The organism is Synechococcus sp. OH20 (assembly GCF_047502685.1).
GTDB lineage: Bacteria > Cyanobacteriota > Cyanobacteriia > Thermostichales > Thermostichaceae > Thermostichus.
Window position 1 is genome coordinate 71907 of record NZ_JANSIQ010000021.1, and the last position, 15576, is coordinate 87482.

Annotated in this window: 12 protein-coding genes; 3 read left to right on the forward strand and 9 right to left on the reverse strand. The window is 63.1% G+C overall.

Features of this window, described 5'->3' with window-relative positions; genetic code table 11:
* Window positions 1-135: 135 nt before the first annotated feature.
* Both NW826_RS04940 and NW826_RS04945 read right to left on the reverse strand, forming a co-directional pair.
* Window positions 136-1602: a sodium:solute symporter family protein gene (locus NW826_RS04940; protein WP_414509587.1), complete on the reverse strand. Its 1467-nt coding sequence runs from the start codon at window positions 1600-1602 to the stop codon at window positions 136-138.
* Entirely contained in the window at window positions 1595-1846 is a 252-nt protein-coding gene (locus NW826_RS04945; RefSeq protein WP_414348113.1) for a hypothetical protein, read from the reverse strand. The genes NW826_RS04940 and NW826_RS04945 overlap by 8 nt, the downstream gene beginning before the upstream one ends.
* Before the next feature lie 66 nt (window positions 1847-1912).
* On the opposite strand from NW826_RS04945, the gene dprA reads away from it, so the two are divergent.
* Window positions 1913-3049, forward strand: a complete 1137-nt coding sequence (gene dprA, locus NW826_RS04950) for a DNA-processing protein DprA (RefSeq protein WP_414509588.1) — start codon at window positions 1913-1915, stop codon at window positions 3047-3049.
* Here the strand turns inward: dprA and NW826_RS04955 are convergent.
* From NW826_RS04955 to hisB, 7 genes are all read right to left on the reverse strand, one after another.
* The gene (locus NW826_RS04955) at window positions 2988-3737 is read right to left on the reverse strand and encodes an SOS response-associated peptidase (protein WP_414509589.1); all 750 of its coding nucleotides are present in this window, start codon (window positions 3735-3737) and stop codon (window positions 2988-2990) included. The two genes, dprA and NW826_RS04955, sit on opposite strands and share 62 nt — an antisense overlap.
* A 10-nt stretch (window positions 3738-3747) precedes the next feature.
* A complete protein-coding gene (gene treS / locus NW826_RS04960; protein WP_414509590.1) occupies window positions 3748-7143 on the reverse strand; it encodes a maltose alpha-D-glucosyltransferase in 3396 nt (1131 codons plus the stop codon).
* 219 nt (window positions 7144-7362) lie between these two features.
* Window positions 7363-8643: a DNA double-strand break repair nuclease NurA gene (locus tag NW826_RS04965; protein ID WP_414341534.1), complete on the reverse strand. Its 1281-nt coding sequence runs from the start codon at window positions 8641-8643 to the stop codon at window positions 7363-7365.
* A complete protein-coding gene (locus tag NW826_RS04970; protein WP_414334639.1) occupies window positions 8627-9523 on the reverse strand; it encodes a 6-carboxytetrahydropterin synthase in 897 nt (298 codons plus the stop codon). Before NW826_RS04970 ends, NW826_RS04965 begins: the two co-directional genes overlap by 17 nt.
* 112 nt (window positions 9524-9635) lie before the next feature.
* Entirely contained in the window at window positions 9636-10712 is a 1077-nt protein-coding gene (locus tag NW826_RS04975) for an NAD(P)/FAD-dependent oxidoreductase (RefSeq protein WP_414509591.1), read from the reverse strand.
* A 28-nt stretch (window positions 10713-10740) separates the two neighbouring features.
* Window positions 10741-10893 (reverse strand): photosystem II protein Y, encoded by a 153-nt coding sequence (locus tag NW826_RS04980; protein ID WP_011432316.1) that lies wholly within the window; start codon window positions 10891-10893, stop codon window positions 10741-10743.
* Between the two features lie 360 nt (window positions 10894-11253).
* Window positions 11254-11898, reverse strand: a complete 645-nt coding sequence (gene hisB, locus NW826_RS04985) for an imidazoleglycerol-phosphate dehydratase HisB (protein WP_414348100.1) — start codon at window positions 11896-11898, stop codon at window positions 11254-11256.
* A 300-nt stretch (window positions 11899-12198) separates the two neighbouring features.
* Between hisB and NW826_RS04990 the strand changes: the two genes are divergently transcribed.
* Both NW826_RS04990 and NW826_RS04995 read left to right on the forward strand, forming a co-directional pair.
* Entirely contained in the window at window positions 12199-13599 is a 1401-nt protein-coding gene (locus NW826_RS04990) for a RecQ family ATP-dependent DNA helicase (protein ID WP_414509592.1), read from the forward strand.
* 124 nt (window positions 13600-13723) lie between these two features.
* A complete protein-coding gene (locus NW826_RS04995; protein WP_414509593.1) occupies window positions 13724-15517 on the forward strand; it encodes a glycoside hydrolase family 3 N-terminal domain-containing protein in 1794 nt (597 codons plus the stop codon).
* Window positions 15518-15576 lie beyond the last annotated feature (59 nt).

The following is a 15576-nucleotide window of genomic DNA, read 5'->3' on the forward strand; positions in this document are numbered from 1 at the left end:
AGAGGGGCCGGGGGTGAGGGTCATCCCTCAGGGAGAGGGGCCGGGGGTGAGGGTCATCCCTCAGGGAGAGGGGCCGGGGGTGAGGGTCGTCCCTCAGGGAGAGGGGCCGGGGGTGAGGAATCTGTCTCAATCCAGTCATTTCGAGATCTCCTCCCCCCAAGGGCCGCTCTCATAGTAGGCGGCCAGCCTCTCCGGGTCGGGCTGAGTGAGCAAGCTCACCCCCACCAGCACCGCCGTGCCGACAACCACCGCCGGGATCACCGGCAGCCAGCCCCCCGTCCAGGCTTGGGGCAACAGGCCCGCCAGCCAGCCCAAGGTGAGACCGCTGGAAACCAAAGCTCCGGCTACGGCCCCGGCGCGGGTAGCCCGCTTCCAGTACAGGCCGGCAATCAAGAGGGGAAAGAGCATGGCGTTGCCCTGAAAGCTCCAGGTGGCAATCTGGGCGATGAGCCCCGGTGGCCTGACGGCAATGGCAAAGGAGACCAACCCAATCCCCAACACCACCCAGCGGCCCAACAGCTCCTCCTGGTGCGGAGAAAGCTGGCGCTTGAGCAAGGTAACCACCAGATCCCGGGTAACCAGGGAGCTGGCAGTTAGCAGTTGCGAGTCCGCCGTAGACATCAAAGCCGCCAGCGCCGCTGTAATCACCACTGCCGCCACGCCGCTGGGCAGGGTCTGCAACATCAGCGGCATGATCTGATCCGGCTGCTGCAGGTCAGGAAAAGCCAGCCGACCCCAGACGCCAATGAGGGCTGCTGGGAAGAACACCAGTAGAATCAGCAGCGGCCAGACCACCATCAGGGTCTGAAAGGGACGGGCACTTTTGGCCATGTAGAAGCGCTGAAAAAATTGGGGAAAAAGGGGCGTGGCCATCAAAAACAGCAGTTGGTTGCCAAGCAGGGTCTGCCAGCTCCAGCGCCCCTGGGGGCCGGGCAAGCTCAGCCAGGGATCCAACTGGCTACTGGCCTCTTGGCCCCAACTCAAGGCCACGGCCACAAAGGCCACTCCCATCCCCACAACCAAGATGATCCCCTGCACCACGTCCGTCCAGACCACCGCCTGGGAGCCGCCGAAGAGGACATAGCCCAGGATGACCAGCGCCACCCCCACCGCCAGGGGCCAATAGGGGATCCCTTCCCCCAAAACGGCAGCCAGGGTGCGCGCCCCGCCGATGATCTGGATGCTGATGTAGGGGGCGGTAAACGTCAGGGCGCTTAGGCAATAGAGCAGGGCCAGGAGAGGGCTGTTGAAGCGGTGGCCAAAAAACTCCGAGGGGGTGATGAACCCAAAGTGGCGGGCCGCCAGCCACACCCGGTAGCCCACCCCAAAAAACAGCCCTGAGATCAGCGCCGTGGTGACCCCCACGGCCAAAAAAATCCCCAGGCCGTGGGTGTAGGCATCCGCCGGCACCCCGAGGAAGGTAAAGGCGCTGAGCAGCGTCGCCAGCGTGGTCAAGGTCAAGGCCAGGGATCCCAGCCCCCGCCCTGCCAGGAAATAGCTGACCGGATCCTGGCCGCTGCGGCGGTAGCTCCACCAACCAATGGCCGCCAGCAGCAGCAAGTACACCCCCACCACACCCAAACTCAAAACCGTGTCACTCATCTCCAGCCCTGGGCCAGCAAGTTCGCACAAAGTAGAAGTTCAGGGGCACCAACAGCAGCACCGCCAACCCTGCTCCCCAGTACCAAGCCGGGATCCCCAATAGCTGCGGCTGGGCCGAGCGGGATCCCACCCAGGTCAACAGCCACAGCAGCGGATAGATCCCCCACACCCAAGCCTGGCGCCCTTGTCCAAACCGCAATGGCCTTGCCGCCTGAGAACCACCAGCAGGATCCAACCCTAACATTTACTTATCTCCTGCTTTTTTGCTGACCATTACTTAAGGTACAGCCACTGTTGGGGGGAGCTGAACTTGTCTTTCTCTATTTCCGATCCTGCCGGCAAAAGGGAAGCTGGGGGCGAACGAGAGCGGCCCTACTGGCTGGCTTGGGCGCGGATTAGAGGGATCGGCCCCCATCGCCTCAAGCGGCTGGCGGAGTTCTTTGGATCCTTGGAACAGGCCTGGCAGGCGGACGTCCCGGCCCTGCTGCAGGCAGAGGGCATTGGCCCCACCCTGGCAGAAACGATTGCCTCTTCCCGTCCTGGCCTCGACCCTGGGGAGATCCTGGAGCAAACCCAAAAGCCGGGGATCCCCTTCCTAACCCCTGCGGATCCCGGCTATCCGCCCTTGTTGTGGGAGCTGCCGGATCCACCGCCCCTTCTCTACGTCTTAGGAGAATGCCCCGACTGGCAGCAGCCGGCCATCGCTATTGTCGGCACCCGCGCCCCCACCCCCTACGGTCAGCAGTGGACCCAGAAAGTCAGCGCCGCCCTGGCGGAAGCTGGCTGCATGGTGGTGTCGGGACTGGCCACCGGGATCGACGGCATTGCCCACCAAGCCTGCCTGGAGGCAGGCGGCAAGACGGTGGCCGTGGTGGGAACTGGGGTGGATCAGGTTTACCCCGCCCACCATCGCGCTCTCTACCGGCGCATCCTGGAACAAGGGGCCGTCCTCAGCGAATATCCCCCCGGCACGCCGCCGGCCAAGGAGCACTTTCCCCAGCGCAACCGCATTATCGCCGGCCTCTGTCGCGCCACCCTGGTGATGGAGGCCCCAGAGCGCTCAGGGGCGCTGATTACCGCTCACCTGGCCAACCAATACGGGCGGGAGGTGTATGCCCTGCCGGGGAATATCGACACGGCAGCGGCCCGCGGCTGTCTGCACCTCATCCGCAGTGGTGCAGCGATGATCCTGGGGATCGAGGAGCTGCTCCAAGAGCTGGGCTTAGTTCAGGGATCCCCTCTCCCAGACCAACCCTTGTCCGCCGGCCCCAGGGATCCGCAGCAGCAGCTTCTCTGGCAGGTCCTGGGCAACGACATCCTCAGCCTCGATGCCCTGGCTCAGGCCACCCAGATGGACATTGCCACCCTCTCCAGCACCCTGCTGCTTATGGAACTGGAGGGCTGGCTGGTGCAACTGCCGGGGATGCGCTACCAGCGGGCTCGCTGAGGTTGGATCCCTGCACCGCTTCCCCGATGGGAGCCCGGCATGTGGGATCCTCGTAGCGAGGGTTGTTGACATGGGTGCTGACGGGATAGGCGGCCATGGCCTCTGCCGGGTAGGGGCGAAGCAAGGGCAGGAGCCGCGCCGGATCCCGCACCTGCGGATCCAGCCAGAGGTCGTAATCGTCTTCTAGCAAAATGGCCGGCATCCGCTCGTGGAAAAGCCCCATTAGCCGATTGGCTGGCGTGTTGAGGATGGCGCAAGTTTCTCTCTCCACCCCTTGTGGGCTGCGCCAGCGCTCCCAAATGCCGGCAAAGGCAAACACCGGTCGATCCAGCAGGTAAAACCAGTAGGGCTGTCGCTTGGCCGTGCCCTGGTCGGCCCACTCGTAGAAGCCATCTGCCGGGATCAGGCAGCGGCGGCGGCAAAAGGCCTGGCGGAAAGAGGGTTTCTCGGCCACGGTCTCGGCGCGGGCATTGATCCACCCGGCCTTGGGAGTGCGGCTCCAACTGGGGATCAAGCCCCAGCGGAACTGAGTGGCCTGGCGCTGAAGGGATCCCGCCACCACCGCCAGCACTGGCTGAGAAGGGGCGATGTTGTAGCGGGGCTGGAGCGCCGCCACTGCCCCCCTCTCGAGTTGAAAATGCTGCTGCAGCCGTTCGGGAGCAACCGCCAGGCTAAACCGTCCGCACATCCGGGATCCCTCAAACCTGGGTGGAAATGCCCAGCAACTGCAGGATCCCCCGCAGCGGGATCTCCACCTGCTCGGGACGGTGGTTGAGCTCGTAGCCCAGCTCGTAGATGGCCTTCTCCAGCAGATAGGCCTCTAGCAGCACTTCCAGCTCCTGCGGGCTGCGGGGCAGAAAAGCCCCTTGGGAAGCCACCTGGAGATACTCGGCCAAGAAAGCAGCACAAACCCAGCGGTGCCAAAACTGGGCCCAGCGCATCATGTCGGGGCACTTGTCCCCGCAGACCAGGCCGCTTTCCAGTTGCTGGCGCAAGCCGGTGTGAACGGCGTAGTGGAAAGAGCGCAGCATCCCTGCCACATCCCGCAGGGGGCAGCGTTTGAGGCGGCGTTCTCCCAGGGAGCGGGCCGGCTCCCCTTCAAAGTCGATGATGACAAAGTCCTTGCCGGTAAACAGCACCTGGCCCAAGTGGTAATCCCCATGGCAGCGAGTGCGCAAAGCCGTGATCTTCCGCTCCAGGATGAGGCGGAAGCGGCTCATGATCTCCCCTTCTTGGTCGCGAACAGCCCGGGCCAACTTGGCCTCCACCTCCGGCAGCTTGGGGATCTGCTTGTTCAGCAGCGGAAACACCTGCCCCACCAAATTGCGCATGGATTGATAGATGGAGCGTTGGTAGAGACTGGAGAAGGGCTCGGGGGCAAAGTCTTTGTTTTCGGTGTCGGCAGCCAGAGCAAGGTGCAGCTCGGCGGTGCGCTTGGCCAAGATCCGCACCGACTCCAGGTAGCTGCCAATGGTGGCGTAGGCCAGCTCCGGCAAGGGGAGTTGAGACAGCTCCAAGAAGGATCCCTGCGGAACGGGCACGGGATCCACCTCTAGGTAGTGAACCAGCACCGTCTCGAAAAACTGCCCCAGGCTGTCCAGCGTGTAGTGCCAGGCATCCCCCTCGTTGGGGATGTACTCCTGCAAAATGGCCAACGTGATGGGCTGATCGCTGGGATCAAAGCCCCGCACCCCACGGCGGCGGCGATATTCCAGGGATCCCAACAGCCGCGGCACCCGCACCTGGGGATGGTGCTCCAGCAGGTAGCGGCCGATCTCTAGCTCTGGATTCACCCCCTCGGCCACCTTGCGGTAGAACTTGAGGATGTACTGGTTGCCGTAGACCACCGAGGTGTTGCTCTGCTCCGCCTTGAGGATGCGGGGTTCAAGGCCGAGGTCGTACTCAAAGGGAGCAAAGGTGGTGGCCCACAGCTCCCCTGAGGAGTGGCGCAGGCGGCCCTGCTGGGCGATGATCTGCAGCAGCAACGACAAAAAGGTTTTATCGGCCAGCGCGTCGAAAAGCACGCCCGGCGGATCCCCGGCCACCTGCACAGGGAGGATGACTGCCTGGGGCGCCTCTACGCGCAGGTGCAGGGCCGCCTCTTGAGTGGCGTAGCCCACGGGTAAAGAGTAGAGTTCTGCTTCCCCCTCGGTAAACTCAACTTGCAAGAGCAAAATCTGGCCCCGAAAGGGGGGATCCCCTTCCCGGTTACAGGGAATGGCATCCAAAACCTGGGCCGACTGGATCTGGCGGGCTTTGGAGCCGAACCAACGGCAGCGGTAGAGGTAGTCGCCTAAGACCGCCTCCAGCCGCTCTTGGCTTTCCCCTTGAAAGAGGCTTTCCCACGTGGGGGCGATCAGGGTGGGCAGGCGATCCAACTCTTCTGGCTTGCTGTGACTGGGGTGGATCCGCTCCGTTGGTCGCCGTGGCTCGAGGGAAAACCAGTAGAAGGAGTGGGGGCCCAGGGTCAGGAAATAGGGCAGTTGGCCGATGGGAGGAAACGGCGTGCGCCCGAAGATCTCCACCGGGATCAGCCCCTCCCAGTGAGCCAAGTCCAGCTCCACGCACTGGACATAGCGGGAGAGATTGGCCACCACCAGGATGCGCTCGTCGCCGTAGGCCCGCATGAAGGCCAGCACCTTGCGGTTTTCCGGGTGCAGCAGCTCAAAAGAGCCGCGGCCAAAAGCTTGGAAGCGCTTGCGAACCGCGATCATCCGTTTCATCGTCCACCACAGGGAATAGGGGTTGTTCCGCTGCGCTTCCACGTTGACGGTTTCGTAGTGGTACTCGGCGTCGATGACGATGGGCAGGTAGAGCTTCTGCGGGTTAGCCCGAGAGAAGCCGGCGTTGCGGTCGGCGCTCCACTGCATCGGCGTGCGCACGCTGTTGCGATCCCCCAGGTAGATGTTGTCCCCCATGCCGATCTCGTCGCCGTAGTAGATCACCGGCGTGCCGGGCAGAGAAAACAGCAGGCTGTTCATCAGCTCGATGCGGCGGCGGCTGTTGCCCAGCAGGGGCGCCAAGCGGCGGCGGATGCCCAGGTTGACCCGCGCGTTGGGATCCTTGGCGTACACCTGGTACATGTAGTCCCGCTCTTCGTCGGTGACCATCTCCAGGGTGAGCTCGTCGTGGTTGCGCAAGAAAATGGCCCACTGGCAGGTTTCGGGAATGGGGGGAGTCTGCTGCAGGATGTCGATGATGGGGAAGCGATCCTCCATCTGGATGGCCATGAACAGCCGCGGCATCAGGGGGAAGTGGAAGTCCATGTGGCACTCGTCCCCGTCGCCGAAGTAGGCCACAGCATCTTCCGGCCACTGGTTGGCCTCTGCCAGCAGCATGCGATGCGGATACCTTTGGTCGATGTGTTTGCGCAGGGCCTTGAGGAAGAGGTGGGTTTCCGGCAGGTTCTCACAGTTGGTGCCCTCCCGCTCGTACAGATAGGGCACCGCGTCCAACCGCAGGCCGTCCACCCCCATGCTCAGCCAAAAGTCCACCACCTCGAAGATGGCCTTCTGCACGGCAGGATTGTCGTAGTTGAGATCCGGCTGGTGGGAGTAGAAGCGATGCCAGTAGTAGGCTTTGGCCACCGGATCCCAGGCCCAGTTGGAAGTTTCAAAGTCTTGAAAGATGATGCGGGCCTCTTTGTACTTTTCCGGGGTGTCGCTCCAAACGTAGAAGTCCCGCTCGGGGGTGCCGGGGGCGGCGCGCCGAGCCCGCTGAAACCAGGGATGCTGATCGGAGGTGTGGTTGAGGATCAGCTCGATGATGACGCGGATCCCGCGTTGGTGAGCGGCATCTAGAAAGATTTTGAAGTCCTCTAGGGTGCCTAGGGTGGGGTTGACGTTGGTAAAGTCAGAAACATCGTACCCATCATCCCGCAGAGGGGAGGGGAAAAAGGGCAGCAGCCAGAGGGCCGTGATGCCCAGATCCTGCAGGTAGTCCAGCTTTTCCGTCAGGCCCTGGAAGTCGCCCACTCCATCGCCATCGCTATCGGCAAAAGCCCGCACCGGTAGCTCGTAGATGATCGCGTCTTTGTACCAGAGGGGGTTGTGGGTTAAGGGAGAGACGATGCTGCGCAGAGGGGCTTGGCTCATCATATCGGCAATAGAAACAGGATTTGGACACCTTGGCAACCCTAACCGTTGAGTGGGGATCCCCTCAATAGGCTGCAGCCTTCTCTGGGGTGCCAGGGATCCCGGCAGGCGGTGCGGTTTTGGGCCTGACAGGGCGATTTTAACCCCTCACCCCCAGCCCCTCTCCCTCTGGGAGAGGGGAGGTAGGAGGGAGGAAGGGTTTTGCGGCACTGGCACCAATTAGGCGATACCAGTTCGCTTCTGGGCTTCCTTGCGGGAGACAGCCACATGGCGCAGGCCGGCGCGGATCAGCTCCTGCTCGATCAGGGCAAAGAAGCGCTGCCGATCCCCGCTCCGCACCACTGCCAAATGATGGGCTTCCGCCAGGGCAATGGGGTAGCCAAAGCCCTTTTGCACCTGGCTCAGTACTCCCGCCAGGGCCCGCTGCAGCAGCTGGGCATCCTGGGCCACCCAGGCGGGAAACTCCAGGCGGGCGATCTCGGGGCCCCCCTTCCCGCCGACATTCAAGTAACAGCAGTGGATGTGGTGTTCCCCGAAGGCATCCAAGACACTGGCGCCACTGCGCCAGAGGGGGCTGCGCTCTCCCGGCTGCAGCAGGGATCCCCAGAAGACGCGATCCGGCAGGGGAGCAAAGGGGTGACAGGGGGGGGTTTTCTCGCCGGCACAGTAGCGATGGCAGTCGCAGCCCAGGTAGGGGCACAGCCCCAGGCGTAAGTAGTTAAGGGTTTCGCTGCTGCGGGAAGCGCTGATGTAGCCCACCAGGGGGATGCGGGCGGCCCGCAACTGCTCCAGAGTCGCCAGGATGGGATCCAGCCAGGGACGCTGGGTTGATCTGGGCAGCGGCTCCAGTCCCCAGGGGATCAGGGATCCATCCAGGAGCGCCAGCGTGGCGCGGCGACGGGGCACTGACAGGGCCAACTGCGCCAGCTCCTCTAGCTCTGCCTGAGCCCGCCGCAAGGCCAACACCACTTCCGGCCCCAACGAGACCCCTGTCCCGCTGCCGGGGTTCCGCACGGCAATGGCAGCACTTTGCAACCCTTCTGCCATTTGCTCCAAGAGAGAGGAGTCCGAGCGCTGCCCATACAGCAGCAGAGGCTGACTATCCAACAGCGGCCACTCCTGGGTGCCGTAGTGCAGAACCACCCGCCCAACATTGATCAGCGAGCAATAGGCGATCTCGTGGTGGCTGGGCAGGATCTGGGATCCATCGGTGGCCACCACCGTGTGTCGTCCCTGCAGCGGCTCCACCTTGGGCAGGGATCCCCAGGTTTCCGGGGGCTCGGCGGGGCTGGCGCAGGTAAAGGCCAGATGGGATCCCCACTCCGTCCAACGCGACTGCCAAACCTGCGGCTCCTGCTGCAGGCGCCCGAAGACCTGCAGGGCTTGGCGCAGGCGCTCCTGACCGGCCCGCGACTCCTGCTGCAAGTGCCGAGCAAAGGCGGGGATCTGCCCACTCAGCTTAACCAGATCCAACATGGTTACATCAGCGTCGCGCGGCAACACGGCTGCCGAAACTCTGGGGGAGCCCTTCTGAAGAGTTGAACAGCTCTTCCAGCGGAAACTCCCCGTAGACCTCGCTGCTGTTGTTGGGGCTCTCTTGCAGGCGAACCCGATGCAGTTGCACCCCCAGCTCGCGCAGGGGCAAAGTCAGCAGCCGTTGAATGTAGAGGGCGATGTTTTCGGCGGTGGGCACCACCTGGGCAAAGTAGGGGATGTCTTTGTTCAAAAAGGTGTGATCCAGCGGTTTGACCACCTGCTCGTCAATGATCCGCTGCAGAGCCGCCAGATCCACGAGCATCCCCGTGCGCGGGTCGATGGATCCCTTGACGGTGATCTCCAGGCCGTAGTTGTGGCCATGGCCATGGGGACGGGCGCAGAGGCCGTAGATGGCGGTGTTCTCTTCCAGGCTCAAATGATCCAGGGCCAAACGGTGAGCGGCGCTGAAATGGGTGGCAACGGTCAAGTAGGCTTGCATGGCTTCTCCTCGGTATTCGGCCCAAAGTTCGGGATCCTCGTACAGGCGGACGCTGGTCAGCGGCAGCGCATCGGCCAGGCGTTGCCAAATTACGTAAGCGATAAACTCGGTGGTGGGCAGGGTTTGGGCAAACTCCGGCCAGGCTTGATTGAGGTAGGCGAAGTTGAGCTCTTGAATCACCCGCTCTCGGATCACCCGCTTGACCTCTGAGAGGTTGAGCACCATGCCGTACTCATCTACCTCCCCCGTCAGGCCCACCTCCAGCACGTAGTTGTGGCCGTGGCCGGGAAAACGGGCTTGGGGGCCAAAGCGGGCTACGTTCTCGGCTTCTGAGAGTTCGGGCAACCAGTAGCGATGGCTGGCGGCAAATTGGGCACGGCGGTAGATCGTACAGGTTCTGGGCATGGATTATCTGCCAAGGGATCCACCCTGTCAGCATAACTCTCTACCCCAGAGGATGGAAATTCTCGGCCTGGATCTGCAGGCATTGCTCCAGGCCAACTGGGTCAGCGTCCCCTCACCGCTCAGAGCCGCCCAGCATTTCGAGCAACGTTTTGGCGGCATCTTGCCCTGAGAGCCAAGCCCCTTCTACGCGCCCCCCGGCGCACGAATCGCCGGCACAAACCAAAGGCAATCCCTCAGCCGCCGGAATCCGGGTGCCCAAGCTGGCCAATCCCATGGTTTCCAGTGGCAAAGCGTAGCGCCAACGGTGCACCTGCATCCATTGGGGCGAAGCCAGCCAGGGATCCAGATGCTTGGCGGCGTGGGCCAACAATTCTCGACCTGCCTTTTCTAGCTCAGGTGGGCCGGCCTCCAGGTACAGAGATGACCACTCCGCCCCCCCATGCAAGACCACCACCGGCGAGAGCGGCTGCGGGCGCTTGCTGCTGTCCAACCCCAGCCAGGCCAACATCGGATCCTCCAAGCACTTGATCCCTTTCCAGGGCGGCGGCGGCGTGTCCTTGGAGTAGCCGGCCAAAACCGCAAGGCAGGGCTGATACTCGGCGGATCCCAGCAGAGACAGCAGGCTATCGGCAGGAGGGATCTTCTCTCGCAGCAAAGGCAGCAACTGCGGGGCCGGAATGGCCGCCACCAATGCGGCAGCCTCGTAGCATTGACCATTCTCCGCCTGCACTTGCCAGGTTGTGGCCAAACTTTTGAGGCCGACCACACGAGTTTGGGTGTGTACCGACAGCGGGGCAGCCAGGTGTTTGGCCAACATCGTCATGCCCTGGGGGCAGATGTAGCGCGGTTTCTCCTCGTTGGGATGCTCCGGGCGCAGCCCTTTTCGATCCAGCACATGCAGCGAGCGCGTCCATTCCGTCAGCAGCCCCAGGCCCAGCAGCTCCTTCACCCAGCGATGAAAGCCATCGGAATCGGCAGTCAGGTATTGAGCCCCGTGATCCACCGGCACCGTTTGTCCGAGATGCTCAACCCGACGGGTGGCCAGGCGCCCGCCCAAGCCCGCCGATTTTTCCAGCACCAGAACCCGCAGCCCCGCCCGCAGCAGTCGCCTTGCGCAGACCAAACCGGCCACTCCGGCCCCGATGACAATCACATCGGCGGATTTTGGGTTTGTCGCCTCGCCTAGCATACTGAGCCTGCCGGCCGGATCCGCACGTTCAGCTCCCGCCTTTGCCGAAGGGGTTGTTGCCCTTCTCGCCGAAGAGCTTGGCCTCTCCTTTGATGGCAGCCTTGATGATGTTGTAGGCAGCCCAGGCAACCACCAAAACAATGGGCGACAGAACGATCAGCGGACGGAGATCAATGTCCATGGTTTTCATCCCCCCCTAACATGGGCCTATCAGTGGCTGGGAATCAGAACCTCCAGAGCTGGCAACTGCCGGGAAACCCTTTTTCGACTTTTGGATCCCGCCTGAGCTGGGACGCAACCCTGGAAGGATGGCTAAGTCCAGAATAAACCCAAATGGGGATCCCTGCCGGACAGACTTTGCCTCATCCAGGTCTGTGAATTGGCGCCGGCTCAGCTCTTTTGGATCTTCACCAGTGGCTGGAGATTTTGCCCAAAGCAGCCGGCGGGCGAGTGCGGCTCAGCATTCTCGACAGAACCCCATCGTCGGATGGGGCAGCACCACAAGTCCCAGGCTCAAGGTCAACAGCCCGCGCAGGCGCCGCTACAGCACCCCCTTAGAACTGGGGATCCCTTCCTGTCGGCGCGGATCCCGTTCTACGGCCATGCGCAGGGCGCGGGCAAAGGCCTTGAAACTGGCCTCGACGATGTGGTGGGCATTGAGGCCGGCTGCCTGGCGAATGTGCAGGGTCATCTGGGCATGGTTGACCACCGCCTGATAAAACTCTCGCACCAACTGGGTTTCGTAGCGGCCAATGCGCTCGGCGGTCAGCTCCAGGCCGTAGCTGAGGTGGGGTCGCCCGGAAAAGTCCAGCACCACCTGCACCAGCGCCTCATCCAAAGGCGCCCAAAAATGACCAAAACGATAAATGCCCCGCCGATCCTGCAGCGCCAGCGCCAGCGCCTGTCCCAACGTGATGCCCACGTCTTCGTTGGTGTGGTGGTCGTCGATGTGCAGATCCCCCACCGCCTTGATCTGGAGATCGATCAACCCGTGGGTGCTGAGCTGGGCCAGCATGTGATCCAAAAAGGGGATCCCGGTGTCGATCTCGTGCTGCCCTCTGCCGTCCAGGTTGAGATGGATTTGCACATCCGTTTCCCCCGTGCGACGGTGAACAGAGGCCATTCTGGGCTGGAGCAAGGGTGGGGAGTCGTTGGCATCAGCGGTGCGGAGCACATTGGCAGTCATAGTTCCAGCATCGAGCTAGGCGGGAAGTCCCAGCTCTAGAATCGCACAAGACCACCGCCCTGTTGTGCTACGCGACCGATACCTTGCCAAGGGCAGCAAAGAGCATTCCTTCCCGGCCAGCGACCTGGATCCCAGCCATCCCGATACGGGTTCCCTCACCCCTACCCCCTCTCCCTCTGGGAGAGGGGAACTAGAGGCAGAAAGGGGGTTCCGTGGAATTGGAAATAGCCTGTTGTTGGACAACCCCCTTTACAATCGCTGTAGATTGCTGAAGGAAATCGCGGCAAAAGGGGTTGCCGTTTGCAGGATTGGCAGCAGGTTCAATCCGCCCTCAAGCAGTACTGGGGCTACGAGGCGCTGCGCCCGCCCCAGGATCGGGTGATCCGCGCCTTGCTGGAGAAGCGCGACGCGCTGGTGGTATTGCCGACGGGGTTTGGCAAGTCTCTTTGCTTCCAACTCACATCCCTCTTGCAAACAGGGCTGACGCTGGTGGTCTCGCCCCTGATCGCCCTGATGGAAGACCAAGTCCAGGATCTCTGGAAGCGCCGTCTGCCGGCGGCCTGTCTGCACAGCGAGCTGGATCCGGCCCTGCGGAAGCGCGTGTTGAAGGCCCTTGAGGAAAACCGACTGCGTCTGCTCTACCTGGGGCCGGAAACCCTCTTCAGCCCCCCCGTTTGGCAACGGCTGCAGCAGCCCCAGGTGCAAATCAGCAGCCTGATCGTGGATGAGGCCCATACGTTGGTGCATTGGGGGGGATCCTTCCGGCCCGACTACCGCCGTTTGGGATTGCTGCGCCCGGCTTTGGCCAAGCCCTCGTTTCCCATCGCCGCTTTTACCGCCACCGCCGATCCCCAAACCTGCACTCGCCTGGGCCACATCCTGGGGCTGCAGGATCCGGAGTGCATCCGCGCCGATCCGCTGCGGGCCAATATCTCCCTCAATGTGGCCATCGCCTGGAGCCCGGCGGATCGCCGTCGGCGGCTGTTGCGTTTTCTGGCCGAAAACCCCGGCCCGGGCCTGGTGTACGTGCGCACACGGCGGGATGGGGAGGAGCTGGCCGCGTGGCTGGGCCGCCACAACCAAAAAACCGCCACTTACCACGGCGGCCTGGAGGCGGGATCCCGCCGGCGCTTGGAGCGGGGCTGGCTGCAGGGGGAGCTGCGCTTTTTGGTCTGCACCAACGCCTTCGGCATGGGCATCAACAAGCCGGATGTGCGTTGGGTGCTGCATTTCCATCCCCCGCCCCATTTGATGGATTATTTACAAGAGGTGGGGCGGGGCGGGCGGGACGGCGGCCCTTGTCAGGCCCTGATGTTGGTCTCGGAGCCGACGGGCCTGCTGGATCCCAGCGATCGCCAGCGCCAAGCCTATTTCTATTCTCAGCAGGAGCGCCTACTGGCCCAAGCACGCCGCCTGCTGCAAACTTTGCCCCCGCAGGGATCCTACGCCAACCTGCCCCCAGGAGAGACGCGGGTGGCCCTCGGCCTGTTGCAGGAGATGGGCTGCCTGCACTGGCCGGATCCCTTTCACTTTCAGGTGGTGCACCGCCGTTGGCAGCCGCTGCCGCGGCAGGATCCCTGGCAAGAGATGGAGGCCCTGATCCACGCTCGCGGCTGTCGGTGGCAGGCGATCTTGCCCTATTTTGGCTACCCTGAGGGACAGCCCTGCGGCACCTGCGACCGCTGTCGCCAAAGGCGCTGATTGTTTTGACAGCAGGGAAGCCACAAGCCGGCAGAGTGGCTAGAATCATCTGCGCTTGTCCTGCATTTTTGTATTTGAAAGGATTGGGATCCCCCAGCATTGCTGACGACTTCCGGTTATGCCCATGAGTGTCTCCGGATCTCTGGCCGACGAGCTTGACCAGCCCTTGTCCCTAGCTCGACAAGTGGCGCAACTGCTGGTGGTGCCGGTCTCGGCCCGTTTGGGATCCCAGTCGCCCCCTCGAGAAGTTCTCAGGCGGCTGATCCAAGAGGTAGGGATTGGGGGCATCTGGCTGACCGAGGGCCATGTGGCAGAAGCCCTGTTGCTGGTGGAAGAGTTGCAAACCTGGGCTGCCCTGCCCCTTTTGGTGGCGGCGGAGGCCGGTCGTGGGCTGGCCCTGCAGGGGGCGACTTCTTTTCCCCACCCCCTGGGCCTGAGCCGCCTGGGATCCGAAGCCGAGCGCTGGGCGGAACAGTGGGGTTGGATCACGGCGCGGGAAGCAGCGGCCCTCGGCATCAATTGGCTGCTTAACCCGGTCGCAGAGCTGCTGGGGGAAGATCCCCTGTCTGCTTTGCAACTGGCGCGAGCCTTTGTGCGCGGATGTGAGCAAGCCGTCCCAGAGGGGATCCTGACCACGGCCAGCTCTTTCCCCGGCAAAGGGGAAGTAAGGTCGGCTGCAGCAGAGCAGGTTTCAAAGGCACCGGACATCCCCTGGTGCCCCCGTTTGAGCCTGACCCCAGCCCAGCTCCAAGAGGGGCCTTGGCTGCCGTTCCTGCTGGAGCAGGTGGGGGCGATCTTGGTTTCTCATGTGGTGCTGCCGGAGTGGGATGAGCGCTGGCCCATCACCCTGCTGCCGGGGCGGCTCACCCAGCTGCTGCGGCGGGAATGGGGGTTCGGCGGGCTGATCGTGGTGGATAGACTCGATGACGGCTTTCTGGCGGAGCTGGCCGCTGGGACGGAGCTCTCTCCCAACCGATTGGCCGTGCGGGCTTTCCAGGCCGGTGCCGACCTGATTTTGGCCCCCCCCGATCCAATGGCCTCGCTGGCAGCCGTTTTGGAAGCGGTGCAGCAGGGATCCCTCAGCGCCGTCCAACTGGCCCAATCGGTGACGCGGGTGCTGCGCGCCAAGCAGCGAGTCCTGCCTGCGGCCTCAACTCTCCTCAAACAGGTGTGGCCGGCCTTGGCGGAAACGGATTTCAGCGCTGTTGGCGGCTGGATGGGGGCCAAGGATCCCACCGACCCGGCCCTCAGCCGCGGCTCCCCCGCCGAGCACCTGAAACCCCTCTTGCTGGGGGATCCCATCCGCAAGGACTCGGCTTTGGGAAAGCTGTTCAACGCGCGCGCCAACCTGCCCTCTGCTCTGCACAAAGCCGCCCAGCTGGGATCCCTCTTGGCCGAGCAGGATATTGCTCCCTGTCAAGCCGCCATGGCCCGCGGTGGGGTGGAAGGTGGCCGGCCCCTCAGACCGCCCCCAGAGCCCAGATGGTTGAACTGGATCTGGCTGGATCCCCCCCTGGACACTGCCGACCTGCAGTTGCAGTCTCCCGCTGTTCAGGTGCCGGCGGCGTTGGGCATTCTCCCTGTGGTCAGCGATGCCCTCACCCCCCTGCCTTGGCTGGAAGCTGCTTTGAACAGCGCTCCAGGGCTGGTTTTCCAAGCTTTCCTTCGCGATCCCCTGCCCAACTATGTGCTGGATTGGCTGCAACAGCATCGGGAGCGGGTGGCAGCCGTCGTCGTTTATGGTAATTTATCCTTCTACCGCCGCCTGCAGGCGCACTTTCCAGGGGCCAATCTCATCCACAGCCTGAACCGGGATCCCTGGGCCCAAGCAGAGGCGATGGAGCGGCTCTTTCCCAACCGCGCCATCCCAGAGGGAGCGCAATCTCAGACAGACCGGCAAATCATTAAGAAAAAGTAAATACCATTACAGATTATTGGCAGGGAAGGGCTCCTGAGTTATCGTGTTGGTTGAAATGT

What these genes read in the sequence shown, in the direction of transcription:
- NW826_RS04980 (WP_011432316.1), bottom strand. Translation starts at nt 10,893, where the DNA reads ATGGACATTGATCTCCGTCCGCTGATCGTTCTGTCGCCCATTGTTTTG.
- NW826_RS04945 (WP_414348113.1), bottom strand. Translation starts at nt 1,846, where the DNA reads ATGTTAGGGTTGGATCCTGCTGGTGGTTCTCAGGCGGCAAGGCCATTG.
- NW826_RS04970 (WP_414334639.1), bottom strand. Translation starts at nt 9,523, where the DNA reads ATGCCCAGAACCTGTACGATCTACCGCCGTGCCCAATTTGCCGCCAGC.
- NW826_RS04975 (WP_414509591.1), bottom strand. Translation starts at nt 10,712, where the DNA reads ATGCTAGGCGAGGCGACAAACCCAAAATCCGCCGATGTGATTGTCATC.
- hisB (WP_414348100.1), bottom strand. Translation starts at nt 11,898, where the DNA reads ATGACTGCCAATGTGCTCCGCACCGCTGATGCCAACGACTCCCCACCC.
- NW826_RS04940 (WP_414509587.1), bottom strand. Translation starts at nt 1,602, where the DNA reads ATGAGTGACACGGTTTTGAGTTTGGGTGTGGTGGGGGTGTACTTGCTG.
- NW826_RS04955 (WP_414509589.1), bottom strand. Translation starts at nt 3,737, where the DNA reads ATGTGCGGACGGTTTAGCCTGGCGGTTGCTCCCGAACGGCTGCAGCAG.
- NW826_RS04995 (WP_414509593.1), top strand. Translation starts at nt 13,724, where the DNA reads ATGAGTGTCTCCGGATCTCTGGCCGACGAGCTTGACCAGCCCTTGTCC.
- treS (WP_414509590.1), bottom strand. Translation starts at nt 7,143, where the DNA reads ATGAGCCAAGCCCCTCTGCGCAGCATCGTCTCTCCCTTAACCCACAAC.